We start from the raw sequence: 23781 nt of genomic DNA, 5'->3' as shown, positions 1-23781 counted from the left end.
TTTTGATCGTTCCCACGCTCCGCGTGGTAAAGCAGCGACTGACGCTCTGCGTCAACGTGGACGCGGAGCGTCCTGGCAGGCATTCCCACGCAGAGCGTTGGAACGATCCTGAATCGTCTGCACCCCACCCGCGATTGTTGTAGCCGCCGGGGTGGCGCTCCACCTTGTCCCGCGATTCTGGCACTAGCCAGAGCCACCAAACGACCCCGTAATCTCGATCACCCCGGCATACAGGTGAAATCCTTGCTGTGCCCGATCTGATGGCCGTTCGAATCCTCAAGTTTCACCCGATACTCCTGGCCCAGACTCGACTCCACCAGTTTGTAATGCTCCCCTGCCTGGAACTGGTTGAAACGGATACCGGCCTCACAATTCACCTGCCCGTTGTCGCCAGTGCCTTCCACGATCAAATCAACGTCCAGCTTGTGAGCGCCGGGTTTGACCTCGAAGTAGCGCCCATCCTCCAGCCGTTTGCCGTCCAGGTCCTCGGCCATCAGCACCCCGTCAGGTTCTTCCTGCAAGCCGATCCAGGCCTCGGTCGGATCCGCTTTGGGCATCGGCCCGGCGCAGGCCGATAGCACAGCGACCAGCCCCAGCATGGGAACGAACAGCAACGATTTGGCTTTCATGACACGACCCTCGACGATTGGAAAAGTCCCTGCGGTGCAGGGTGAATTTCGGTGGGCCAAGGCTGAGCGTGCGTCGGATGAACAACAAATGAATCCCCCATGAAAGCGCCCTGCGTGCCGGACTAACTATTTGTTCATTCGCCTGAAAGGTGCCTGTTAGGCGCCTGCACCAAGACTGCGCGGATTCGAAATGGGAGGTTTCCGGCATGCTCGGGCTGGTCAAGACTGCATTGCTCAAGCCGTACACGTTCATCGTGTTGGCAATTTTCATTTGTATCGTCGGGCCCATGGCGGCCCTCAAGACGCCCACCGACGTGTTTCCCGACATCGGCATTCCGGTGGTCGCGGTGGTCTGGCAGTACGCCGGTCTGTCGCCGGATGCCATGGCCGGTCGCGTCATCTACACCTATGAGCGCTCGCTCAGTACCACGGTCAACGACATCGAGCACATCGAGTCGCAATCCCTGCCAGGCATGGGCATCGTCAAGATCTTCTTCCAGCCGGGCGTCGACATCCGCACCGCGAATGCGCAGGTGACCGCGGTGTCGCAAACCGTGTTGAAACAGATGCCGGCCGGTATCACGCCGCCACTGATCCTCAACTACAGCGCCTCGACCGTGCCGATCCTGCAGATGGCCTTTTCCAGCCCGACGCTCTCCGAAGCACGGATTCGTGACTTGGTGCAAAACAGCATCCGTCTGCCACTCAGCGCCGTGCCCGGCCTCGCCATGCCGACGCCCATGGGTGGCAAACAACGCCAGATCACCCTCGACCTTGACCCGCAGGCGCTGGCTGCCAAGGGGCTCTCGGCGCAGGACGTCGGTAATGCGCTGGCGGCGGGTAACCAGATCATTCCGGTCGGCACCGCCAAGATGGGCAGTGATGAGTACACCGTGTTGCTGAACAACAGCCCGAAAGCCATCGACGAACTCAACGACTTGCCGATCAAGACCGTCGACGGTGCGTTGATCACCATTGGCCAGGTGGCGCACGTCCGTGACGGTTCGCCGCCACAGACCAACATCGTGCGGGTCGACGGGCGTCGGGCGGTGCTGATGCCGGCGCTGAAGAACGGCAATATTTCCACCCTGTCGATCGTCGACGACATCCGCAACATGTTGCCGCTGATCAACGAAACGCTGCCGCCCGCCCTGAAAACCTCGCTGTTGGGCGATGCCTCGGTGTTCGTGAAAGCGTCGGTCGGCAGCGTGGCCCGGGAAGGCATCATCGCTGCGCTGCTGACCAGCGTGATGATTCTGCTGTTCCTCGGCAGTTGGCGTTCGACGCTGATCATTGCCGCCTCGATCCCGCTGGCGGTGCTGTCGGCCATTGCACTGCTGTCGGTCACGGGCCAGACCCTGAACGTCATGACCCTGGGTGGACTGGCGCTGGCCGTCGGTATTCTGGTGGACGACGCCACGGTGACCATCGAGAACATCAACTGGCACCTGGAGCAAGGCAAGGCCGTCAAGGACGCGATCATGGACGGTGCGCGACAGATCGTCGGCCCCGCCTTCGTTTCGCTGCTGTGCATCTGCATCGTGTTCGTGCCGATGTTCATGCTCCAGGGGATTGCCGGTTACCTGTTCCGGCCAATGGCGCTGGCGGTGATTTTTGCCATGGGCAGCTCGTTCCTGCTCTCGCGTACGCTGGTGCCGACCCTGGCGATGTTCCTGCTCAAGCCTCACGTGCTGGAAGTCGGCCCCGGCCATCACCCCGAAGATGCGTTCATCAATCACCACGAAGGTGACCAGCATGGCCGGCAGCGCAACGCACTGCTGCGTGGCGCACTGCGTTTTCAGCAGGGTTTCGAACACCGGTTTTCGGCGATCCGCGACGTGTATCACGGGCTGCTCGGCCTGGCACTGAAGCGGCGCAAGGCATTCCTGCTGGTGTTTCTCGCCTGCGTGCTCGCCAGTTTTGCCCTGTTGCCGAGCCTGGGAGAGGATTTTTTCCCGGCCACCGACGCGGGCGCGCTGTCGATGCATGTGCGCCTGCCGCTGGGCACCCGCATTGAAGAAAGCGCTGCGGCCTTTGACCGGATCGAACAACGCATTCGCGAGATCATTCCCGCTGATGAACTGGACACGGTGATCGACAACATCGGCATTCCGCTCAGCGGCATCGACATGGCTTACAGCAGCAGCGGCACCATCGGCCCGCAGGACGGCGATATTCAGGTCACGCTCAAAGCCGGTCATGCACCGACCGCCGATTACGTCAAACGCCTGCGTGAAGCGCTGCCGCAGAGTTTCCCCGGCAGCCAGTTCGCGTTCATGCCGGCCGACATCAGCAGCCAGATCCTTAACTTCGGCGCCCCGGCCCCGCTGGACGTGAAAATCTCCGGGCCTGACGGCGAAGCGAATCGTGCCTATGCAGTGGAACTGCAACGCCGGCTGCAACACGTCCCCGGCATCGCCGACCTGCGTATCCAGCAGTCCACCGGTTATCCCTCTTTGCAAGTGAACGTGGACCGCCTGCGCGCCAAGCAACTGGGCATCACCGAGAAGGACGTGACCACCAGCCTCGGCGCATCGCTGACCGGCACCTCGCAAGTGGCGCCGACCTACTGGCTGAACCCGAAAAACGACGTGTCGTACTCGGTGGTCGCCGCGACGCCGCAGTACCGTCTGGACAGCCTGCCGACCCTGGAAGCCCTGCCGATTACCGGCAGCAACGGTCAGTCGCAGATCCTTGGCGGTCTGGCGACGATCAAGCGAGTCGACAGCCCTGCGGTGGTCACGCACTACAACATCGAGCCGACACTGGACCTGTTTGCCAACGTGCAAGGGCGCGACCTCGGCGGCGTCGCCACGGACGTGCAAAAGGTCATCGACGGCATGGCACACCTGCGGCCCAAGGGCGCGACGATCAGCCTGCATGGCCAGATCGACGCGTTGCATGAAGCCTTCAGCGGCCTGAGCCTGGGCCTGCTTGGGGCTGTCGTGCTGATCTACCTGCTGATCGTGATCAACTTCCAGTCGTGGACCGACCCGTTCGTCATCATCACGGCGTTGCCAGCGGCGCTGGCCGGCATCGTCTGGATGCTGTTCCTCAGCGGCACCTCGTTATCGGTGCCGGCGCTGACCGGCGCGATCCTGTGCATGGGCGTGGCGACCGCCAACTCGATTCTGGTGGTGAGCTTCTGCCGCGAACGCCTGGCCGAGCACGGCGATGCATTGCAGGCGGCGCTGGAAGCCGGTTACACCCGTTTCCGTCCGGTGTGCATGACCGCACTGGCGATGATCATCGGCATGCTGCCGCTGGCCCTCTCTCAGGAACAGAACGCCCCGCTCGGGCGCGCGGTCATCGGTGGTTTGATCCTCGCCACCACCGCCACCCTGTTGTTCGTACCGGTGGTGTTCAGCCTCGTGCACCGTCATTCGCAACCCCGTTCGCTCACCCCCAACGCCGCCAACCAATCCAGCGGTATCGATGGAGAAACATCCCATGTCGTCTGAAAAAGTCCCTTCGCGCAAGCGCCTGATGCTTACCGGCGTGGGTGGCCTGACCCTGGCAGCATTGCTGGTCGCCAATGGACTGGCGGCTCGTACGCGCCACGACCACGCCGTCGCCGCCTGGACCGAACGCCAGTCGGTGCCGGTGGTGACCGTGGTGTCCCCCTCGCAAAACGCCCAGGGCGACACGCTGCAGTTGCCGGCGCGCCTGGAGGCCTGGAGCAAGGCCTCGATCAACGCCAGGGTCAGTGGATACCTGAGAGACTGGCGCGCGGACATCGGCACCCGGGTTCAGGCCGGTCAAGTGCTCGCGCAAATCGACAGTCCGGAGCTGGATCAGCAACTGGCGCAGGCCCGCGCCCACCTCGCCCAGCAACAAGCCACCGCACGTATCGCCGAGACCACCGCCACACGCTGGCAACATCTGTTGGCGACACACTCGGTGTCACAACAGGAAGTGGATGAAAAAGTGTCCGCCGCCGCCGCCGCAAAGGCGGACATGCAGGCAGCGGCTGCCGACTGTCAACGCCTGTCCGACCTCACCGCTTACAAAACCATCCGCGCGCCGTTCAATGGCACCATCACCGCACGCAACACCGACATCGGCCAGTTGATCAAAGCTGACGATGGCGGCGGTACGCCGTTGTTCAGCATGGCCGACACCCATCGCCTGCGGTTGTACGTGCCGGTCCCGCAGAACTACGCGAGCGTGATTCGTCCGGGCATGCAGGTGCGGTTGAGTGTCCCCGAGCACCCCGGCCAGACGTACACGGCGACGCTGATGGGCGATTCCACGGCGGTCGACCCGCGCTCAGGGACGCTGCTGGCGCAGTTCGTCGTGGACAATCCGGCCGATGCGCTGTTGCCCGGTGACTACGCCGACGCCACCTTGCCAGTGAGCGCCGGCAGCCAGGGCGTCAGCATCCCGGCCAGCGCGCTCATTTTCCGCGCCAAGGGCACCCAGGTCGCGACGCTGGACCACGCCGGTCACGTTCACCTGCGCACCATCCATATCGCCATGGACCTCGGTGACCGGCTGGTGATCGATCAAGGGTTGAACGCGGCCGACCGGGTGGTCGACAACCCGCCGGACGCGCTGCGTGAAAACGACCCCGTGCAACTGGCCGACGCGGGAGGTGAGCATGCGCCCAAGGCTTGAAGGTCTGGTCCTGATCATGGCAATCACGTTGCAAGGTTGCTCGTTGGCGCCCACTTATCATGCACCCGACGTTGCCCTGCCGGAGCACTACAAGGAGCAGGCCGGCCCCTGGCACCCGGCACAACCCGCCACATCGCTGCCGACGCAGTGGTGGCAAGTCTTTGAAGACAAGCAACTGAACGACTTGCAACTGCAACTGCTCAAGGCCAACCCGGATCTGGCGGCGGCGCTGGCGCATTACGAGGCGGCGCATGCCTACGCCAGCCAACTGCACGCCGGGTTGTTTCCTCAAGTCAACGCCAGCGGCGCCCCGCTGCGCCAGCGTCAGTCGGATCGCCGGCCGTTGCGCGGCGACACCCAGCCTTCGGTTTACAACAGTGACACGGCAGGCTTCAGCTTGAGCTTCGACCCGGACCTGTGGGGCAAGATCCGTAATCAGGTCGCCGCCGGTGACGCCCAGGCGCAAGCCTCGGCCGATGATCTGGCGACGGCGCGGCTGAGCTTGCAGCGCCAGCTCGCGACGCTTTACGTACAGGCCCGCGGGCTGGACGCACAGCGCAAGATTCTCAAGACGTCACTGGACGACTACCGCCAGGCCCTGCAACTGACCCGCGACCGCTACGAAGGCAAGATCGCGTCGGAGCTGGACCTGACCCGCGCTCAGAGTCAGTTGGCCGAAGCCCAGGCGCAACTGGACGATGTGACGGCCCAAAGCACCCTCAGCGAGCACGCCATCGCAGAATTGGTGGGTGTGCTGCCGAGTGACTTTTCACTGGCCCATGACGCCGCGCCGCTCAAACTTCCCGAGATTCCCCAAGCCCTCCCCGGCAGCCTGTTGCAGCAGCGGCCGGACATCGCAGCCGCCGAGCGCCGGGTGTTCGCTGCCAACGCCAATATCGGCGTAGCGAAAGCCGCCTGGTACCCGGATTTCAGCCTGACCGGTTTGCTCGGCGGACAGACCCAGGGCAGCGGGAATCTGCTCGCCGCGGCCAATCGTTACTGGGCGTTGGGGCCGCTGGTCAACTTGCCGATCTTCGACGCAGGCCGCCGCAGCGCCAACGAACGTCAGGCCAGAGCCGAGTTCGAGGAGGCGGCAGCGCAGTATCACAGTGCGGTGCTCAAAGCCGTGCGCGAGGTGGAAGACAACCTCGGTCAATTGCGCGATCTGCAGCAGGAATCGCAAGACCAGCAAGCGGCGGTCGACGCAGCCCAAAGCGCCGAGCGCATGGCGATGAGCAGCTATCAAGCGGGCGCGGTGAATTACCTGGACGTGGTCACGGCACAGACCACCGCCTTGCAGGCACAACGGCGCTTGCAGGAGGTCGACACCAGCCGGCTGCAGGCCAGCGTGGGACTGGTGGTGGCGTTGGGTGGGGGGTGGAAGAAGAGCTGATGCAACTTCAGAACACACTGCAAATTTGCCAGCAGATGCAGTACCAAGCTCACTTTTACGGCGTGCATTTCCGCCATATGGGGTGACGCTGATGGTTTGGTTTGTCCTAACGTCCAAACTGTTCCGCCTTCGGCGGGTTACTTGAAAGGACACCAAGTAACCAAGTGTCTAGCTCCTGGCTTGGCCCTCCTGCGTCGGGTACCCGCACTCCGACGACGCTCCGTGGGCCCGCGCCGAACGGACATCCATGTCCTGACGGCGCTCTCGCGGCATCCATGCCGCTCGGCCCACTGCGCGTCGTCTGCGTTTGGCCTGCACCCAAGTCGCGCTTTGTGGTGTCTGGCCTGCTGCGGTATGAAGATCAAAAGCCAGAGCGCGCTTTGCGCTGCTAGATTCGACACCGAAATCGTTGAATAAACATAGAACCTGTGGGAGTCAGCTTGCTGACGAATGCGGTGTGTCATTCACCCTTGATGTCCCTAACCCACTGCATTCGTCGGATCTCTGCATTGAGAAATCAGTGTTCAGCTCAGGCCTCAACCACCGCAAAATCGAACAGCACCTGCGGCGCTTCGATCAGCAATGAACGCATCATTTGCGGCGAACACTCCAGCGCCCGCAACTGCTCCACCACCGAGCCATACTTCACGCGAGCCTCATGCTGCGTGTGCGGCCAGTCACTGCCCCAGACCAGACGCTGCTGACCGAAGCTCTGGACCAGCAGCGGCAAGGCGGCACGGGCGAAATCGAGGTTCTCCGGCTCGCTGCCTTCAAGTCGATAAATCCCGGACACTTTCATCCATAAACTCCCACCCAGGCCCAGTTCCAGCATCTCCCGAAAGCCCGGCTGATCAAGGCCCAGGCGCGCGTCCGGTCGACCGAAATGATCGATCACGACCTTCACGCCGAACGGCATCAACGCCCGGATCAGAGCCGGTAAATCGACGACATGACGGTGCAGTTCGACGTGCCAGTCCAGCTCGGCGATATGACCGAACAGCACCGCCCACTGAGGCTCGGAGAAATCCGGCAACGCTTTGCCCATCAGGTTCAGACGAATACCGACCACGCCCAGACGATCCATCTCGTCCAGATCATTGCGGCTGATGTCGCGCTCGACCACCACGACGCCGCGCATTTGCTCCGGCGCTTGCCGCAGGGCGTTCAGCAGATAGCGGTTATCGGTGCCGAGGAAACTCGGCTGCACCAGCACGCCATGACTCAATCCATGGCCCTGCAGATTGTTTTGGTACATCGCCAACGTGGCGTCGTAGTCAGGTGAATAGCGTCGTGTCGATGTCAGATCCAGCTCCCTGCTGAATACGTGTGCGTGGCCGTCGATGCCAAGAATCGAGGCGGGAAAAGTATCGGACATGGGTCTCATCTATCGAAGAAAGGCGCGGCGCCTGGCGTTCAAGCCCGACCACCGCGCAGAAAAAAACGTCAGGCGCTGGCCGTCTCGCTGTGAGTCGAACCCTGAGCCGTCGCTGCGCTGTTTTCCAGGCTGCGGCCACGGGTTTCCGGCAGGCACAGCGCGGCAATCACCGCAACGCCGTAGGCAATGCCGGCGTCGATACCGATGGCGGACCCCAGCGACATGGATTCGCTCATGTGGCCGACCAGGAACGGGAACACCGACGACAGCACACGGCCGAAGTTGTAGCAGAAGCCCACCCCTGCTCCGCGCACGTCAGCCGGATAAAGTTCGTTGAACAGCGCACCGAGGCTGGCGGGAATACCTGCCGCGAAGAAGCCGAGCGGGAAACCAAGGAACAGCATCTGGGTGTTGGTCAGTGGCAGGAACACGTAGCACTGCACGGTGATGACGCAGCACAGGGCGAACAGCACGATGTTCAGGCGACGGCCGATGCGGTCAATCAGGAAACCGCTGGCCACACAGCCGCACCAGAAGGCGACGATGATCACGGCCAGGTAACCACCGGAGTTGAGCACCGACAGATTGCGTTCGGTTTTCAGGAAGGTCGGCAGCCAGGTCATCACCGCGTGGTAACCGCCGTGAGCCCCCAGGCCGAGCAAGCCACCGAGCAGCGTCACGCGGATCAGTTCAGGACGGAAGATACCGGCCAGGGATTTGAAAAAGCTTTGCGGGATGGCTTTTTCTTTCTGCAGGCGCTGAAAGCTGTCGGGCTCTTCCACATTGCGACGCACCCAGATGATCAGCAGCGACGGCAGCAGGCCGACCAGGAACATCACACGCCAGGCCATGTCTTGCGGCACGAACGAATAGATCAGCGTGAACACGCCAACCGCCAGGCCCCAGCCCACGGCCCACGCGCTCTGCACGGTGCCCATGACCTTACCGCGGTATTTCGGGTTGATGGTTTCGGCCATCAGTACCGCGCCGGCCGCCCATTCACCACCAATGCCGAAGCCCTGCAGCGCCTTGACCACCAGCAATGAGCTGAAGCCGGTGACGAATGCGGACAGGAAGGTGAAAAACGAAAACCAGAGGATCATCCACTGCAGGGTGCGTACGCGGCCGTACCGGTCGGACAGCGTCCCGCCCACCCAACCGCCCAAAGCCGAGGTCACCAGCGTCACGCCGCTGATCAGGCCTGCTTCGCCCTTACTCAAGGCGAAGGCGGCGATCAAGGCCGGAATGGCCAGACCGAACATCTGGACTTCGAGGGCGTCCAGCGACCAGCCGCCGAAACAGGCCCAGAAGGTTTTGCGCTCCCGAGGAGTGACTTGGCGATACCAGTTGAACATGGTTCTTGTCCTTATACGTTGTGATGCGACAGTTGTTGTTGGGCCCGTTCTCAATGACAGGCTTTATTCCTGTAGAAGCGCGCTTGCCCGCGATGAGGTCATGCCAGCCGACATCTTCATCACGGGCATATCCCTATCGCGGGCAAGCGCAAGCGGCGTTATCGAATATCCACGCTGTAGCGGAAATGGCTGGCATGCCCGCGCGAACGGCGCCATTCAAGCGGTTGACCGGCGTAGTTACGGGCCAGACGCTCGATGACCACCACCGGACTGTTGACCGGCACTTGCAGCAGACGCGCGTGCACGTCACTGATCGACTCGGCCGTCAGGGTTTCTTCGGCATAGGCCACAACCTGACCGCACAGTTCTTCGTAGATGGGATAAAGCAAAGGGCCCTGCCTGCTCAGATCGGTCTCCAGCAGGGTCTGGAACTGAACCTGTGGCAGCCATATTTCTTCGGCCAGTACCGGTTGTGCGTCCAGCAGACGCAGGCGGATCATGCGAATGACCGACGCGTCGAGCGGCAACCCCAACGCCTGGGACACGGCGGACGGCGCAGTGACCGGCTCAATGGACAGGATTCGGCTTTCCGGCACCTGGCGCTCGCCGGACACGCTTTGGAACCGGAAAAAACGGAACAGCGAAGACTGGAATTGCGGGCGACGTATGAACGTGCCCCGCCCTTGCTGACGCTCCAGGATATTTTCGTTGACCAGCATGTCGATGGCCTTGCGCACGGTGCCGGTGGACAGGCAGTACTCGCTCGACAAGGCTGCTTCGGTAGGGATGGCTTCACCCGGACGCCAGCGGTTATTGGCGATCTGCTCAGCCAATTGATCACGCAGACGTTGGTAAAGCGGCAGGCGGACATCACTGGATAGACGGTGCATAAAGGCTTCGCTGTTGTAGTTATGTAGTCATCTATATGAATCTGAGCGAAGTATTGTCCCGTTACAAAAAGCCGTCAAGTGACGCTGGTCAAATTCCGTCAGCGGGGCGGCATGTGTTTCATGGGCATCGGGGACAGTCGACGCTTACTTGCCGCGCCTGATTTTCCTACGTCACTCCTCCCGTTTTTCCGATAGGCCGACCTCCCGATTTGAGATTACGTCGCGGTTCTTCTTTCAATTATCGAGAACCGTATGAACCTGCACGTCACCGCCAACCGCCATGGCATTCTCAGTGGCTCCACGTCAATCGCACCCCATGCCTTACCGGGCTGTAGAGCCACCCTGCATAACGGCACGCTGTTTTGCGTCTATCGCGCGGATACCTTCGGCCGTGTCCAGATCATCAAGCAGGCCCCAGGTGAAACCTGGCAGAGCCCGGAACCCCAGAGCAGGATGAGCGCCATCGAGCTACCGACCCTGGTGTCGTTCAACGACACGCTCTACCTGTTCTACAAAGCCGCCAACGAAGTCACCTACGTGTGTTCCTACGACGAACGTCTGGGCAAATTCAAACAGATTGACCAACTCAACGTCGTCATCACGGAGACACCATCGTTTGCCGTCTTGAACGGCGTATTGCACATGTTCTACAAACGGCCTACGGGCAAGAACATCTATTACCGGCGTACCACGAACGTCCAGGAATGGGCTGAGCAGCCGGTCATCAAACGGGATGGCGTCAATACGGCGGTGACCGAACTGAGCCCGGTGGCTATCACCTATCAGAACCTGATTCATCTCATTTACCAGGACGACGTCAGTGGTGAAAGCCTCCTGCAAAAAACCGACGGGGGCGCCTGGAGCGGGCCTCTTCGACTGGTTACCAAACCCTATGAGCACTCACCGGGCATCGCCGTACACAACGGGTTGCTCACGCTGATATACACCGACGCGTCCCAGGTGCTTCATCAATATTCCTATGACGGTCACTCAATCAGCCCGCTCGTCCCGAGTGCGTCCCTGAAGTGTGATACGGCAAGCCCGGCGCTGGCGGTGCAGGACGGTTTTCTGACCGCTCTTTATACCGCTCCGGCATGACCCGGCAGCATCGTCTGCAAACCCATTTCCCGACCCTCGTATTCATGACCGAAGCAGAGACCATCTGATGCCTGTGCACGCGCGTATTCGCAATTACATCGAGCAACAACTGGCGCCCCCCTTGTCAGTCGCCGCCTTTCAAACGCAACTCGAAGTCGTGATCGTCGATATATTCCACGAACTGCGGACGGACCCCGAGACGGCTATCCACACCGCCGCCTACCTCTGCTACTTCCTGTCATTGCACTACATGCGCAGTGACAACGATGACCTCCAACTCGATTATTCAGCTGCGGTCACCTCCCTCTTTCGCCGGCTGTACCACGAAGTCGACATCGTCAGCACCGTGGCCGCAGAACCTCAACAGGGGCGATCGCTGCTGGTGCTGTTTTATCAAGTCCATCATGCGTTGATCATGAACGGCCTGCGGGCGCCCTCAGGCCCGGAACAACTGGATCATGGGGACGCCTTGAGAATGCTGCAGATCATCGTGGGCAATGCTTATGGCCCTTGGCACGCGCACATTCGACTGCACGGTGCTATCAGGGACTATCACCATGTGCGGCTTGAAACCGGAGCCGGCGGCACACAGATAGAGGTCGGCAGAGTGCCAGGATTGCTGGGCATGGCACTGCGCGTGGCGACCTGGAACATGCAGGGTTCCTCGGAAGCCACTGATACCAAATGGCGCACTCAGGTCCTGGCGCTGGCACGCAGCAATGACGTCGTGGCATTGCAGGAGGCCGGCGTTCGTCCGGCGTCCGCACGCCATGTAGAAGACATCATCGTCATGGATCAATTTGGCGCGTCGCATACCGTCCAGCATTACGTGTGGGAAGCGGGAACCACCTCACGCTCCGAGCCGTATCAGCTGTTCTTTTTCGATGTGGGTCGCTTGAGGGTCAACCTCGCCCTACTCGTCGCCGGTCATCGAGACATCGACATCGTCAGCCCCGTGGTCATGTCCGACGGACTACCCGACGCCCAAGGGGCGCCGACGTATCGGCCAGCCCTTGGGCTGGAAATACGCAGGCCTGGAGTTTCTCAGGAAACCGTCACGGTCTTTAATTTTCATGCGATCTCGGGCGGGGGTGTGAACGCCCCACGCATGCTCAGGGAGATCAGTTGGTATACACCGACCCGGTTCGCGGTGGTGGGTGACTTCAATCGGGACCCGAGGGAGCCTGACCCCGCGTTTCCAGCCAGGCGCGGGAACTGGATATCCCCACCCGACATCGCGCAATTGGTGCCATCGACAAGCGCCACTCACCCCGGGACCGACCCGCAGAACATGCTCGATTATGCGGTGACTAACGGTACGACCGCCGTTACGCCGACGGGCACGGTGAACGAACCGGGACCGTCGGATCATCGCGCAGCGAGTTTCGAGTTCAGCTTCCCGTAGCCCTCTGTCGGGACCGTGTCAGAGGGACGGGCACGGTCTCAGCCGTTCAGGCCACTTTGTTCCTGGCCTGAACGCGCACCAGACGCTCCACCACATACTCGGCATCCCGCGCCACGCCCGAGAAACGGCCCGAGCCCCAGGTGTACAGCCAGGGCAGGCCCAGGAAATACAGGCCGGGTTGCGCCGTCACGCCGCGCACATGCCCCGGATGGCCTCGACCGTTGAAGACAGGTGCTTCGACCCAACTGAAGTCGGGCGTGAAGCCGATGCACCAGATGACGCTGGTAATGCCCTGCTCCGCCAGATTCAGTTCGGCGCGCTCCCGCTCAGGGCGCCACACCGGCTCATACCGTTCGCCGACGGGCGCATCGATGCCCTGTTCGGCGATGTATTTGTCAATGGAGCCGTTGATGCGGTTATAGACCGCATCGGCGCTGTCCAGGCTGTCGCCCAGGTTGCCGGAAAACTGCAGCACGTCGCCCTGCAACCCTTCCAGTCGACCGAACAATTCCATGCCTTCCAGTGCGAACTTGCGCAGGTCGATGTCCCGCCCGCCGTCGCGTCCGGTCACATAATGGTTGGTGTTGTCGCGCACGCCTTCGCGCAGTGGATGGGTGTCGACGCCGATCTCGTAGTAGCCCATCTCCGCGAGCCAGTCGACCACGTCCTTGCCGCGATAGAAGCGAGCGCAGCGGGGCGCGTCCCCGACTGCCAGATAAACCTTGCGGCCTGCCAGATGGAGGTCTTCGGCGATCTGCGCGCCCGACTGACCGGAACCGACGACCAACACATTGCCTTGCGGCAAGGCTTGAGGGTTGCGGTACTGCTCGGAGTGGATCTGCGTGATGCCGACCGGCAGGCGCTCCGCCAGGCGCGGAATGATGGGTGTGTGGTAACCGCCGGACGCGCAGATCACCTGATCGGCGGTGAACTCGCCCTGCGAGGTGTGCACCTCAAAGCCACCGGTGGCTCGCGGAACGACACGCCTGACGGCGACGCCTTCACGCACGGGCGCATTGACGGCCTTGACGAACCCCTCCAGGTAGTCGTTTATCTGGTCTTTCTTCATGAAGCCGTGCGGGTCGGTACCGCCGTGTTCGTGGGCGTAGCGATACCCTGGCAACGCGCACTGCCAGTTCGGGGTCACCAGGCTGAAGGCATCCCAGCGCTGATTGCGCCAGGTGTGGGTCACGCTGTGTTTTTCCAGCACCAGATGGTCCACGCCCTGCTGTTGCAGGTAGTAGCTGGCCGATAAACCGGCCTGCCCGCCACCGACGATGATGACGCTGTGGTGGGGTGTTTTGAGGGAAGTGATTGAACTGGGCATGGTCGGGGTCTCCGGTCTGGTACCTGTTGGACTGAAATGAAGATTTGTGGGTGTGAGCTTGCTCGCGATGACGGCGTGCCAGTCGAAATCGCTGGGACAGAACGTCCGCGATCGCGAGCAAGCTCTCGCCTAAAGGGGTTGCAGTGATTTCAAAAGGAACTCCAGCCGGCGCCCGTCACTCGACCGCCGCCTTCGGTCCGCATGCTGAGAATTTCCACCTGCCCGTCCTCTTGATAGTGCGCCTGGCCCTTGAGGGAACTCAGGGTGTCCATGGCCGAACTGCAATAGAAGCCCTTGACCTCCCTGACCCGTTCGGACGCATTGTTCAGACCGCCTTCGATGCGCTGGAGAAACTCCGCCAAGGGGTAACGGGCGCCCTCCTGCAGGTGCTCGTAGATCACCGTTGAGGGCGAATAGCCGACGGCTTCTTTACCGTTGGGCCAGCGAATCTTGAAGTTGACAGCAGGCATGTCAGTGCTCCTGAGGGATAGACAAAGGGGAAAGATCAAGGTGGCGATAACTGAATCCGGTGAACGGCCGCTCGTTGAGGTCCCAGAACGTGCGCCGTTGCAGACCGTGTTGCACCGTGAGTTCGGCGCTGTCGGTGACCACGCCGATTCGCTCACAGCGCAGCCCCTCGAAGGCGAACGCGGCCTGGACGTTGGGCCAGTCGGCTTCGTCCAGGGTCATGAGAAAGCCATAACTGGGGAACACCTGCAGCCAGCGCGCCCAGTCAAAATCACGGCCGGCATCCCTGGGACCCGGCAGGCGCTGCAAGTCGATATCAGCGCCGGAACCGGTGGTCTCCAGCAGCATCAACAAACTGCCGAGCACTCCGGCGTTGCTGATGTCCTTGGCGGCATGCAGCAACTGCGCTTCGGCCAGCCGCGGAAGCACTTCCAGCTTGCTGCGCAGACGCTCGGCAGGCACACCTTCGAAGGCTTTCCAGTAGGTGCTGTCGGCATGCCAATAGCCTTCGAGGTCCACCGCCATGGCGATGATCTGGCCCGGCTTGACGTGCAACGTCGACAGCAGCTTGCTGGCGATGCCGGTGATTGCCACCGCCAGCGCAGTCGGGCTGTTTTCAGAAAGGCTGGTGTGCCCGCCCGCCAGGATCAGGCCGTAGGCGTCGCAGGCGGCCCGGATGCCGGTGAGGATTTCCTGCGCGGCGGTATCGTCGTGGTGCCAGTAAGCATTGACCACCGCGGTTGCGCGACCGCCCATGGCCGTGATGTCGCTGACATTGGCCATGACCGCCGACCAACCGGCGAACCAGGGCGCGGCCCTGACGAAGCCTGGCAACATGCCTTCGATCGCCAGCAACTGGAAGTGATCGCCACACGCAATGGCCGCGGTGTCGTCGCCGGGCAGCGCATACAACTGGGCCCGAGTCAGTGGTTTGTCGGCGCTGGCCACGACCTGCGCCGGTTGCTGGATCGCCTGTTTGGACAGCATGGCCGGGGTGTTGCGCAACACATCAAGCAGCGCGCTCAGATCCACCGAGTCAGTCATAACGAGCCACCTTCAACGCGCGCAACGACACCTGACGCGGCATCAACGGGTAACTCTCCAGGTCGGCCTGCATCAGGCAGTGTGGCTGGCCGAGCAGCTCAATGTGCTCCAGGGTCCGCCATTGCAGGGCATGGAAGTACGCCTCGTTGCGCGCTTGCACCGTGGCATGGAACACCTCGCACCCGAGTTCTTTTGCCCGGGAAACCGCCTCATTGACCAGCGCCTTGCCGATCATGCTGTGACGGCGGTAGGCCTGCGCCACGCACAGTCGTCCCCCGAACCACAGCCCCGGCTCGCGCTGATAGATGCGCACGGCACCGACCACCTGATCCGCCATGCCGCAACTGCCCGCCAGCGCCACGATGGCAATGGCCTGAAAGTCGTGGCTGTCCTTGTCTTGCGGCAGCAGTTGTTGCTCATCGGAAAACACCGCGCGACGCAATGCGAAGTACGCCTGTTTTTCCCAGTGCTCCGTGGCCGGCTTGACCACCAGCTCCCCGGCACGAAAGGGTTCGAAGGTGCTGTCTACGAGGGCAAAGGCCAGGTTCTGCATGATCCATCTCCCGAGGCGCAAAAAGATCTATTCGTGATTCTTCAGCGCCGAGCACGCGCCGCATTTGGCACAGCCCGCATTGATATTTTCCGAGTGCAATCCGTGGCGACGCAGGCTCGCGCCAATCTGCGGATAGAGCCGGGCCATCATTGCGCTGTCGGGCTTGGGGTGATGCGCCAGCGGTGTGCCGTCGATGGGCACGAACGGCACCACGAACGGGTACACGCCCAGGGCGCTCAGGCGTTCGCTCATGTCGGTGATCGCGCATTCGCTGTCGCCGAGCCCGGCCAGAATGTAGGTGCTGACCTGACCGCGACCGAACACCTTGACCGCCGCTTCAAAGGCTTCGAAATAGCGGCTCAGGGGCACTTCGGCCTTGCCCGGCATGATCCGCTGACGCACCTCATCGGTGACGGCTTCCAGGTGCATGCCCAACGAGACGACGCCGCTGGCAGCCAGGCGCTCAAACCAGATGTCGTCATCCGGCGGCTCGCACTGAGCCTGAATCGGCAGGTCGACGGCGGCCGTCACCGCAGCCGCCGATTCGCAGAGAATCGCTGCGCCACGGTCCGGGGTCTGCGGCGTGCCGGTGGTCATCACCATGTGCTTGACGCCGTCCAGTTCCACGGCAGCTTTTGCGACCTCGGCCAGTTGCTGGGGGCGTTTGCGGGCGATGGTCTTGCCTGCCGCCAGGGACTGTCCAATGGCGCAGAACTGGCAGGAGGTGCTGCGATCATTGAAACGGATGCAGTGCTGCAAGACGGTGGTCGCCAGCACATCGCTGCTGTGCAGGGTTGCGATCTTCCAGTAGGGAATGCCGTCGGCGGTGCTGCGGCTGTAGAAATTCGGCACGCCCGGCATTTTCACCTGACCCACCTGCTGGCCTTCGCGGAAGATCAGCGCCAAGCTGCCGTCAGCGCTGGGTTGCGCCTGATACGGAGAGCTTTGCGACGCTTGATTGAGGATCGGCACCATCATGGTTCGGTCACCGAACGTCAGCGCCTTATGGTCCGACGGCCCGGCGCCACCCTGGCGCGACAGACCGTTTTGCGAAGCCGGCCAGCGCACGCCGTGGCACTGCAATTCAGCGAGCAGTTCATTGGTCTGCATGATCGAGCTCCTCGCGGGCGGGCATCATCGGGTGAGCGCTGCGTTCGTGAACCCTGGCAGTCGGCGTGCGGTCGATCAGCAGGCTGAGGAGTTCCGGGCGGCTGTAATGCCCGACCGAATCCATCATGCGTTTGCGCTTGTCGATCAGTTTCAGGTCCAGGTCGGCGACCACCCAGCCCTCTCCCTTGCGCAAAGGTTCACCGAGTAATTTGCCTTCCGGCGAGACGATGGCGGTGAAGCAGCCACCGGAAATCGGGCCGAGCGCGCAACCGGTGTCCTGCATGATCTGGCCCTGTTGGTCGGCATCCAGCCAGGCGGTGGCGTTGACCACGAAGCAGCCGGACTCGAGGGCATGATGGCGGATGGTGACTTCGATCTGCTCGGCAAAGATGTCTCCCACCAGCGAGCCCGGGAACATTGCCACGTGGATCTGCTCGCCGTCGGCCATCAACGCATAGCGGGCCAACGGGTTGTAGTGCTCCCAGCAGGCCAGCGAACCGATCCGGCCCACGGCGCTGTCGACCGCGCGCAGGCCGGACCCGTCGCCCTGCCCCCAGACCATGCGTTCGTGGTAGGTCGGAGTGATCTTGCGGCGGTGTTGAATCAGCGTGCCGTCTGCATCGAACAGCAACTGGGCGTTGTAGATCGTCCCGCCTTCACGCTCGTTGACGCCGATGGACGCGACGATGCCGGCCTCACGACAGGCCTCACCGATCTGCCGGGTGACCTCAGAGGGCACGGTGACCGATTGTTCCAGCAGTTGCAGGTGTTCCCTGCCCATCGCGAACGGCGGCTGGACAAAGGAGAAATAGGGGTAGTACGGGACTACGGTTTCCGGAAAAACCGCGAATTGCACACCCTCGCGACCCAGCTCAAGCAAGGTGTTGCACAGCTTGGCGACGGTGGCTTCGCGGGAGTACAGCACGGGGCTGAACTGAACGGCGGCGGCGCGGATGGTGGTCATGGGGTTGTCCTGGTCGTGCGTTGTGATGAGGGTCTTGCGCGGACCTTGCGGGATATTCTCTGTGGGTCGGTCAATCGCTTTCGCGACCAAAGCGGCTCCCACAGATTCAAGCCAGATGTTGCCTGGGTGAACGCCACTGTTTTGTGGGAGCCGGCTTGCTGGCGAATTCGGTGGGTCAGCTACAAGGTCATTGCCTGACACTCCGCCTTCGCCAGCAAGCCGGCTCCCACAGGGATTGGCGTCAGCCTGCCCAATCGGCGGCGTCGAGTGTTACGCAGTCCAGGTATCAATGATCATCGCGCCCTCACGGCGCATCAGCAGACGCAGGTCCATCACGTCCAGCGGATTGATCGGACGGATGCCTTCGATCAGCGCCTTTTCGGTCTGGCCATACAGCGCCTGCAACGCAAAGCGGCAGGCATACACCTCGCCGCCCTCGGCCATGAACGCCTTGATCTGGTTGTTCACGGCCAGATGCCCCGGGAACGCTTCGTTGCCCAGCGTCGGGAAACCACGTTGTACGCCCAACTGCACACCCGGTCCGTAGAGCAGCACTTTGGTTTCGAAACCTTTGCGCAGCAGGCGCTTGGCCTGAAGCATGTTGACCAGCCCGATCGACCCCTCGAACGCGATGGTGTGGAAGGTCAGCAGGGCTTTTTCGCCCGGCTCGGCTTTGACGTCCTCGAAAACCTTCTCTTCGTAATTGACCAGGAAGTCGCCGTCTTGATAGTGGTTGATGTCTACGCTTGGCATGTCGTCGCTCCGTTCAGGTGTTGTCGGTGTTCTGGATCGTTCACCGGGTGACACTGAGGTAGAGCGAACGCCGTGCCAGAAAATAAAAGCAGTTTTCTTGAGGCATTAACTGCTTGATTTCGAAGAAGATCCCTATCTGATCCGCTTATTTGTCAGCGTTCTGATGCTTTCAGGCGATTACGCATTCCCGTAGAAATACGAATATTCGTAGCGACACATCACGAGATTTCGTAATCATGAACGAACCAGACTCGCTGATCGGTTGGGCCGACCTCGCCTACTCTTCACGCCACATGGTGTTCGAGCACTGCGCCGAAGCCATCGCCCTGCTCGACCCGTTCACCGATCACTTCGGCGACCTGAACATCGCCGCCTGCAAGCTGCTCGGGTACCCACGGCAGGAACTGCTGGCATTGCCGGTGAGCAAACTGTTCGGTCATCAATTGGCGGATCTGATCGTGTTCACTCAGGCGGTCATGGACAAGGGCCGGGGCTGGACCGATGACCTGAGCTGCAACATCAAGACCGGCGAGCGCATCGAGCTGGAAATTTCCGCCACGACGCTGCAGGTCAAAAACAGTCCGCAGTTGATTCTGGTGATGCGCGAGGCCAGTCATCAGAAGTATCAGCAGGACCAGGCGCACACCGAGCGCACCATGCGCGGCGGCCTGATCGAATGGCGCAACATCCTCAACCTGTTTCAGGAGTCGGAGCGCGATAACCAGTTGCTGCTCAGCTCGGTGGGTGATGGCATCTACGCCATCGACAGCGAGGGCCTGGCGACCTTCGTCAACCCGGCCGGAGCGCGCATGCTCGGCTGGGAAGTGAAGGACATGATCGGCAAGAACATCCACCGCATTCATCACCACAGCCATGAAGACGGCAGCCACTATCCGGTCGAGCAATGCCCGATCTACAAGGCCGTGCACGACGGTGTGGTGCATGAAGGTCGGCAGGAAGTGTTCTGGCGCCGTGACGGCAGTTGTTTCCCGGTGGAATTCACCAGCACGCCCGTGATCTCCGATGGCCGAATCGCCGGGGCGGTCGTGGTCTTTCGCGACATCACCGAGCGGCGCAGCACGGAATTACAGCTACAAACCGCACTGGACGAACTGAAAAACCTCAAGCAGCGCCTGGAAGACCAGAACGCCTACTTGCAGGAAGAAATCCATATCGAGCACAACTTCCGTGAAATCGTCGGCCAGAGCGCGCCGATCCTGAAGATCATCAAACAGATCGACGTGGTCGCGCCCACCGATGCCAGCGTGTTGATCAACGGTGAGTCAGGGACCGGCAAAGAACTCATTGCCCGGGCCATTCACCAGGCCAGCCGTCGCAGCGCGCACCCGCTGATCCGGGTCAACTGCGCGGCGATCCCGACCGAGCTGTTCGAGAGTGAATTCTTCGGCCACATACGCGGCGCGTTTACCGGCGCGGTGCGTGACCGCGTCGGGCGATTCGAGCTGGCCGACGGCGGCACGCTGTTCCTCGACGAGATCGGCGAGATCCCGCTGGAGCTGCAAAGCAAACTGTTGCGGGTGCTGCAGGAAGGTCAGTTCGAACGCGTCGGTGAGGAACGCACGCGCAAGGTCGACGTGCGCATCATCGCCGCCACCAACCGCGACCTGCGCCAGGAAGTCGCGGCCAGGCATTTCCGTGAGGACCTGTACTTCCGGCTCAACGTCTTCCCCATCCAGTCCCCCGCCCTGCGCGACCGTCCGATGGACATCGCGCCGCTGGCTGCGCATTTCCTCAAGCAGGTCGGCAAGCGCCTGAACATGCCCGGCCGCCGACTGCGCAACAGCGACATCGAACGGCTGCAGCATTACTCCTGGCCGGGCAACATCCGAGAACTGCAGAACGTCATCGAGCGCGCCCTTATCACCTCCACCGGTGCCGACCTGAACCTCGACCTGCCGGACGAACCCAAGGCCGTACCCAGCGCAACCGAGAGCACGCGGCCTGAACAGGGCTTCCTCACCGAAGACCAGATGCGCGAGCTGGAACGCAACAACATTCAAGCCGCCCTCAAGGCAGCGAACGGCAAGTTGTTTGGCAAGGGCGGCGCCGCAGAGTTGCTGGGCGTCAAACCCACCACGCTGGCCTCACGCCTGAAGCGGCTGGATATTTTTCACGACTGATCGCCCGCCGATGAACGCCGGTTACGCCGGCAGCGCTCGGAGCAGTAGCGCACCTCATCCCAGCAGCGCTCCCACTTCTTGCGTCAGGTGAAAGGCAGCCCGCAGACGACGCAGACCTTGCTCGGCAGTTCGCTCTTCTTCACAGGGTTTCGCCGGCATCGAGCCTGGCGAGCAGGTCTTCGCCACGCTGCCAAAGCGCCTGTTGCTTGTCTTCGCTCATGCGCCCAAGGTTTTTGTAGATGATTGCCATGCGCTGATTGTGTTGAAGAAGATCACGATGGCGCATCAGGAAATGCCAGTACAAGGCGTTGAAGGGGCATGCATTCTCGCCGGTGCTTTCACTGACGTTGTACGCACAGCCCCGGCAATAGTCGGACATGCGATGGATGTACTGACCGCTCGCGCAGTAAGGCTTGGAACCCAGATACCCGCCGTCGGCATGCATCACCATGCCCAGCGTGTTGGGCAGCTCGACCCAGTCGAACGCATCGATGTAGATCGCCAGGTACCACTCGCAGATCTGCGGAGGCGAAATCCCCGCCAGCAGCGCAAAATTGCCGGTCACCATCAGGCGCTGGATGTGATGGGCATAGCCATGCTGCAGGCTCTGGCCGATGGCCTGGCTCATGCAGTTCATTTTGGTGTCGCCCGTCCAGTAGAACTCAGGGAGCGGCCTGATGTTGTTGAAGACGTTACGCTCGGCGTAATCGGGCATCAGCAGCCAGTAGACCCCACGCACGTACTCACGCCAGCCTATCAATTGCCGAATGAAACCCTCGGCAGCGTTGAGGGCGACGCGTCCCGACCAGTACGCCGCTTCGACGTCGGCACACAGCTGCCGCACATCCAGCAGACCGATGTTCAACGCGGCGCTGATGCGGGAGTGAAAGAGAAACGGCTGGTCTGCGGCCATCGCGTCCTGATAGTCGCCGAAAGACGCCAGCCCCTGATCGAGAAACTGCGCCCAAAGGGTCTGCGCGCCTGCATGGTCGACCGGATAATCAAAATCCTTGAGCGAGCCGTAGTGATCGGCAAAGCGTTTGCCGACCAGCGCGAGTACGTCGTCAGTAATGGCATCGGTAGGGAATCGCATTGGCGAGGGCGCGATGATGCCTTTGGCCAAGGGCTTGCGATTCTCGGCATCAAAATTCCACGCGCCACCGACCGGACTGCCGTCACCGTTGAGCAACACCTGGCCCTTGCGTCGCATCTCCCGGTAAAAGAACTCCATGCGCAGTTGCTTCTTGCCTTTGGCCCACGCGGCAAAATCAGCGCGGGAACTGAGAAAGCGCGTATCGCTGTGCCAATGACTCACCAGACCTGTGTGCCTGAGTGACAGCTCCAGGCGCCAGTCCCCACACTCGGTGAGATGAATCTCCTGCGGCTGCAAAAGCGTCTGCCAGCGTTGCAGCTCACTGGCCAGCGAGCCGGTGTTCTGCTGATCCTCCAGGGTGACGTAATGCACGCAGTAACCCCGCTGTCTCAGGTCCTGCGCGAAGTGACGCATGGCGCTGAACACCAGCACGATCTTTTGCGGATGGTGTGCAACGTGGGTGGCCTCCTCGACCACTTCCGCCAGCAGGATTTCATCGACCGAAGGGTCTGCGCCGTGCAACGAGGCCAGGTCGAAGGAAAGCTGATCGCCCAGGATCAGACAAAGCCTGCGCACCCTTGTCACCAGGTCGAGTCCAGCGCCAGGGGAACGCGTAGGGGCGCTTGAGGCCCATGGTCAAATCCGCACATTTCAGTGTGAACCACGCAATGCACCAGATAGAACGGCACGGGCGCCGGTAAATCCTCAAGTACCTCGCGTGCGTGGGTCACCGAACGGAGTTGAATGGCCTGCCCCGTACGCGTCCTGATCGGATGAACCGCCGAACCGACCCGCGCTTGCAGCAGGTAGATGCCGCCCTCGATCGACAGTAATTCAAGCTCCAGCGGCTCCTGCCCGGACGCCACCCACGCACACAGTTCGGTAAGGGTCATTGCCGGGTCTCCTGGACATCAGGCGCTGTTGCCGGAGCTGGCGCGTCAGGTTGCTTGCGGAAAAACAGCGTCACCTGACCGGCCTCCACCCCAAACTTGCTCATGGACGACCGGTTGATCATCGTGCGGTCGTCCATCAGGTACATCCAGTCATCGAAATCGACCTGATACACCTTGCCGTCCACTGGCAGACTCAGCACGTATGTCCAGTGCAGCGTATTCCCCGCGACTTCACCCAGGGCTTCGCCGACCACATCGGCGGCGCGACCCCGCCAACGTCCCACACCGTCAGGGGTCAGCGTCCAGATCCGTTGCTGGCGGGTGCCGTCGCTGTACGTGAAGTTTTCTTCGAGGATCATCTGGTCGCCACGGGGGTAGCCGTGGATGTTCACGACAAAGCGCTTGGTGACCTCCCCGGAGCGCTTCTGGAACATGCCCCAGGCATCAAGATGCCCGGTGAAAAACTGACGAAGTTCAAGCGTCGGCTGTTCTTGCCGGTAGTGCTGTACATCGACCCCTGAACACCCCGCCAGCCCGACGAAGATCCACGGCAGCAAGCGCTTGAGCATGACATTCTCCAATGTTCAGCGGGCAATCCTTCATTGGACGCCCCTTAACAAGCTGCAACAAAAACCTGTACAGAATAAATGTTTTGTACAAGTTATACAGGAAT

Annotated in this window: 20 protein-coding genes and 1 pseudogene; 6 read left to right on the top strand and 15 right to left on the bottom strand. The window is 61.6% G+C overall.

Going from position 1 to position 23781, the window contains the following annotated elements; translation table 11 throughout:
* Positions 1 to 218: 218 nt before the first annotated feature.
* Positions 219 to 629, bottom strand: a complete 411-nt coding sequence (locus BMY73_RS07400; protein ID WP_062387316.1) for a PA0061/PA0062 family lipoprotein — start codon at positions 627 to 629, stop codon at positions 219 to 221.
* Between the two features lie 206 nt (positions 630 to 835).
* Between BMY73_RS07400 and BMY73_RS07395 the strand changes: the two genes are divergently transcribed.
* The 3 genes from BMY73_RS07395 to BMY73_RS07385 are packed head-to-tail and all read left to right on the top strand — an operon-like array spanning position 836 to position 6639.
* Positions 836 to 4090: an efflux RND transporter permease subunit gene (locus tag BMY73_RS07395; RefSeq protein ID WP_256571103.1), complete on the top strand. Its 3255-nt coding sequence runs from the start codon at positions 836 to 838 to the stop codon at positions 4088 to 4090.
* Complete coding sequence (locus BMY73_RS07390) at positions 4080 to 5246, top strand: efflux RND transporter periplasmic adaptor subunit (protein WP_092406139.1); 1167 nt, start codon at positions 4080 to 4082, stop codon at positions 5244 to 5246. The genes BMY73_RS07395 and BMY73_RS07390 overlap by 11 nt, the downstream gene beginning before the upstream one ends.
* Positions 5230 to 6639 (top strand): efflux transporter outer membrane subunit, encoded by a 1410-nt coding sequence (locus BMY73_RS07385; RefSeq protein ID WP_092406137.1) that lies wholly within the window; start codon positions 5230 to 5232, stop codon positions 6637 to 6639. Before BMY73_RS07390 ends, BMY73_RS07385 begins: the two co-directional genes overlap by 17 nt.
* Positions 6640 to 7168: 529 nt before the next feature.
* Here the strand turns inward: BMY73_RS07385 and BMY73_RS07380 are convergent.
* The 3 genes from BMY73_RS07380 to BMY73_RS07370 form a co-directional block, all read right to left on the bottom strand.
* A complete protein-coding gene (locus BMY73_RS07380) occupies positions 7169 to 8014 on the bottom strand; it encodes an amidohydrolase family protein (RefSeq protein WP_092406135.1) in 846 nt (281 codons plus the stop codon).
* Positions 8015 to 8082: 68 nt separating this feature from the next.
* Positions 8083 to 9369 (bottom strand): MFS transporter, encoded by a 1287-nt coding sequence (locus tag BMY73_RS07375; protein ID WP_092406133.1) that lies wholly within the window; start codon positions 9367 to 9369, stop codon positions 8083 to 8085.
* Between the two features lie 158 nt (positions 9370 to 9527).
* Complete coding sequence (locus tag BMY73_RS07370; protein ID WP_062387332.1) at positions 9528 to 10259, bottom strand: GntR family transcriptional regulator; 732 nt, start codon at positions 10257 to 10259, stop codon at positions 9528 to 9530.
* A gap of 252 nt (positions 10260 to 10511) precedes the next feature.
* Here BMY73_RS07370 and BMY73_RS07365 point away from each other — a divergent pair, with 252 nt between their 5' ends.
* Both BMY73_RS07365 and BMY73_RS07360 read left to right on the top strand, forming a co-directional pair.
* Positions 10512 to 11357, top strand: a complete 846-nt coding sequence (locus BMY73_RS07365; protein WP_092406131.1) for a hypothetical protein — start codon at positions 10512 to 10514, stop codon at positions 11355 to 11357.
* Positions 11358 to 11424: 67 nt separating this feature from the next.
* Positions 11425 to 12762 (top strand): endonuclease/exonuclease/phosphatase family protein, encoded by a 1338-nt coding sequence (locus BMY73_RS07360; RefSeq protein WP_062387337.1) that lies wholly within the window; start codon positions 11425 to 11427, stop codon positions 12760 to 12762.
* 46 nt (positions 12763 to 12808) lie between these two features.
* Here the strand turns inward: BMY73_RS07360 and BMY73_RS07355 are convergent, their stop codons facing one another.
* The 7 genes from BMY73_RS07355 to BMY73_RS07325 form a co-directional block, all read right to left on the bottom strand.
* Complete coding sequence (locus tag BMY73_RS07355; protein ID WP_092406129.1) at positions 12809 to 14089, bottom strand: MSMEG_0569 family flavin-dependent oxidoreductase; 1281 nt, start codon at positions 14087 to 14089, stop codon at positions 12809 to 12811.
* 149 nt (positions 14090 to 14238) lie between these two features.
* Positions 14239 to 14559, bottom strand: a complete 321-nt coding sequence (locus BMY73_RS07350) for an MSMEG_0570 family nitrogen starvation response protein (RefSeq protein ID WP_092406127.1) — start codon at positions 14557 to 14559, stop codon at positions 14239 to 14241.
* 1 nt (position 14560) lies between these two features.
* The gene (locus BMY73_RS07345) at positions 14561 to 15601 is read right to left on the bottom strand and encodes a sll0787 family AIR synthase-like protein (protein WP_092406125.1); all 1041 of its coding nucleotides are present in this window, start codon (positions 15599 to 15601) and stop codon (positions 14561 to 14563) included.
* Positions 15594 to 16154 carry an MSMEG_0567/Sll0786 family nitrogen starvation N-acetyltransferase gene (locus tag BMY73_RS07340; RefSeq protein ID WP_092406123.1) on the bottom strand — a complete coding sequence of 187 codons (561 nt, stop codon included), beginning with the start codon at positions 16152 to 16154 and terminating at the stop codon, positions 15594 to 15596. The genes BMY73_RS07345 and BMY73_RS07340 overlap by 8 nt, the downstream gene beginning before the upstream one ends.
* A gap of 27 nt (positions 16155 to 16181) precedes the next feature.
* Positions 16182 to 17264: an MSMEG_0568 family radical SAM protein gene (locus BMY73_RS07335; RefSeq protein WP_092406121.1), complete on the bottom strand. Its 1083-nt coding sequence runs from the start codon at positions 17262 to 17264 to the stop codon at positions 16182 to 16184.
* Positions 17251 to 18228 (bottom strand): Nit6803 family nitrilase, encoded by a 978-nt coding sequence (locus BMY73_RS07330; RefSeq protein ID WP_092406119.1) that lies wholly within the window; start codon positions 18226 to 18228, stop codon positions 17251 to 17253. The genes BMY73_RS07335 and BMY73_RS07330 overlap by 14 nt, the downstream gene beginning before the upstream one ends.
* A gap of 270 nt (positions 18229 to 18498) precedes the next feature.
* Entirely contained in the window at positions 18499 to 18981 is a 483-nt protein-coding gene (locus BMY73_RS07325) for an MSMEG_0572/Sll0783 family nitrogen starvation response protein (protein WP_092406117.1), read from the bottom strand.
* 236 nt (positions 18982 to 19217) lie between these two features.
* Between BMY73_RS07325 and BMY73_RS07320 the strand changes: the two genes are divergently transcribed.
* Positions 19218 to 21122 (top strand): sigma 54-interacting transcriptional regulator, encoded by a 1905-nt coding sequence (locus BMY73_RS07320; RefSeq protein WP_092406115.1) that lies wholly within the window; start codon positions 19218 to 19220, stop codon positions 21120 to 21122.
* On the opposite strand, the pseudogene BMY73_RS07315 reads toward BMY73_RS07320, so the two are convergent.
* The 4 genes and pseudogenes from BMY73_RS07315 to BMY73_RS07300 all read right to left on the bottom strand — a co-directional run bounded on the left by BMY73_RS07315 (position 21113) and on the right by BMY73_RS07300 (position 23677).
* Positions 21113 to 21265 (bottom strand): annotated as a pseudogene (locus tag BMY73_RS07315) (DUF2256 domain-containing protein). The gene BMY73_RS07320 and the pseudogene BMY73_RS07315 overlap by 10 nt on opposite strands.
* Positions 21262 to 22800: a cryptochrome/photolyase family protein gene (locus BMY73_RS07310; RefSeq protein ID WP_092406113.1), complete on the bottom strand. Its 1539-nt coding sequence runs from the start codon at positions 22798 to 22800 to the stop codon at positions 21262 to 21264. Before BMY73_RS07310 ends, BMY73_RS07315 begins: the two are co-directional and overlap by 4 nt.
* Positions 22797 to 23108: a DUF6482 family protein gene (locus tag BMY73_RS07305; RefSeq protein ID WP_062387364.1), complete on the bottom strand. Its 312-nt coding sequence runs from the start codon at positions 23106 to 23108 to the stop codon at positions 22797 to 22799. The genes BMY73_RS07310 and BMY73_RS07305 overlap by 4 nt, the downstream gene beginning before the upstream one ends.
* Positions 23105 to 23677 carry a DUF3833 domain-containing protein gene (locus BMY73_RS07300; RefSeq protein WP_092406111.1) on the bottom strand — a complete coding sequence of 191 codons (573 nt, stop codon included), beginning with the start codon at positions 23675 to 23677 and terminating at the stop codon, positions 23105 to 23107. Before BMY73_RS07300 ends, BMY73_RS07305 begins: the two co-directional genes overlap by 4 nt.
* Positions 23678 to 23781: the final 104 nt, after the last annotated feature.

Source organism: Pseudomonas sp. NFACC02 (genome assembly GCF_900110765.1).
In the GTDB taxonomy this organism is placed as follows: Bacteria; Pseudomonadota; Gammaproteobacteria; order Pseudomonadales; family Pseudomonadaceae; genus Aquipseudomonas.
The sequence above is the reverse complement of the archived record's forward strand: the minus strand, read 5'-3'. Positions and strand labels throughout refer to the sequence as shown.

What these genes read in the sequence shown, in the direction of transcription:
- BMY73_RS07400 (WP_062387316.1), bottom strand. Translation starts at nt 629, where the DNA reads ATGAAAGCCAAATCGTTGCTGTTCGTTCCCATGCTGGGGCTGGTCGCT.
- BMY73_RS07395 (WP_256571103.1), top strand. Translation starts at nt 836, where the DNA reads ATGCTCGGGCTGGTCAAGACTGCATTGCTCAAGCCGTACACGTTCATC.
- BMY73_RS07390 (WP_092406139.1), top strand. Translation starts at nt 4,080, where the DNA reads ATGTCGTCTGAAAAAGTCCCTTCGCGCAAGCGCCTGATGCTTACCGGC.
- BMY73_RS07385 (WP_092406137.1), top strand. Translation starts at nt 5,230, where the DNA reads ATGCGCCCAAGGCTTGAAGGTCTGGTCCTGATCATGGCAATCACGTTG.
- BMY73_RS07380 (WP_092406135.1), bottom strand. Translation starts at nt 8,014, where the DNA reads ATGTCCGATACTTTTCCCGCCTCGATTCTTGGCATCGACGGCCACGCA.
- BMY73_RS07375 (WP_092406133.1), bottom strand. Translation starts at nt 9,369, where the DNA reads ATGTTCAACTGGTATCGCCAAGTCACTCCTCGGGAGCGCAAAACCTTC.
- BMY73_RS07370 (WP_062387332.1), bottom strand. Translation starts at nt 10,259, where the DNA reads ATGCACCGTCTATCCAGTGATGTCCGCCTGCCGCTTTACCAACGTCTG.
- BMY73_RS07365 (WP_092406131.1), top strand. Translation starts at nt 10,512, where the DNA reads ATGAACCTGCACGTCACCGCCAACCGCCATGGCATTCTCAGTGGCTCC.
- BMY73_RS07360 (WP_062387337.1), top strand. Translation starts at nt 11,425, where the DNA reads ATGCCTGTGCACGCGCGTATTCGCAATTACATCGAGCAACAACTGGCG.
- BMY73_RS07355 (WP_092406129.1), bottom strand. Translation starts at nt 14,089, where the DNA reads ATGCCCAGTTCAATCACTTCCCTCAAAACACCCCACCACAGCGTCATC.
- BMY73_RS07350 (WP_092406127.1), bottom strand. Translation starts at nt 14,559, where the DNA reads ATGCCTGCTGTCAACTTCAAGATTCGCTGGCCCAACGGTAAAGAAGCC.
- BMY73_RS07345 (WP_092406125.1), bottom strand. Translation starts at nt 15,601, where the DNA reads ATGACTGACTCGGTGGATCTGAGCGCGCTGCTTGATGTGTTGCGCAAC.
- BMY73_RS07340 (WP_092406123.1), bottom strand. Translation starts at nt 16,154, where the DNA reads ATGCAGAACCTGGCCTTTGCCCTCGTAGACAGCACCTTCGAACCCTTT.
- BMY73_RS07335 (WP_092406121.1), bottom strand. Translation starts at nt 17,264, where the DNA reads ATGCAGACCAATGAACTGCTCGCTGAATTGCAGTGCCACGGCGTGCGC.
- BMY73_RS07330 (WP_092406119.1), bottom strand. Translation starts at nt 18,228, where the DNA reads ATGACCACCATCCGCGCCGCCGCCGTTCAGTTCAGCCCCGTGCTGTAC.
- BMY73_RS07325 (WP_092406117.1), bottom strand. Translation starts at nt 18,981, where the DNA reads ATGCCAAGCGTAGACATCAACCACTATCAAGACGGCGACTTCCTGGTC.
- BMY73_RS07320 (WP_092406115.1), top strand. Translation starts at nt 19,218, where the DNA reads ATGAACGAACCAGACTCGCTGATCGGTTGGGCCGACCTCGCCTACTCT.
- BMY73_RS07305 (WP_062387364.1), bottom strand. Translation starts at nt 23,108, where the DNA reads ATGACCCTTACCGAACTGTGTGCGTGGGTGGCGTCCGGGCAGGAGCCG.
- BMY73_RS07300 (WP_092406111.1), bottom strand. Translation starts at nt 23,677, where the DNA reads ATGCTCAAGCGCTTGCTGCCGTGGATCTTCGTCGGGCTGGCGGGGTGT.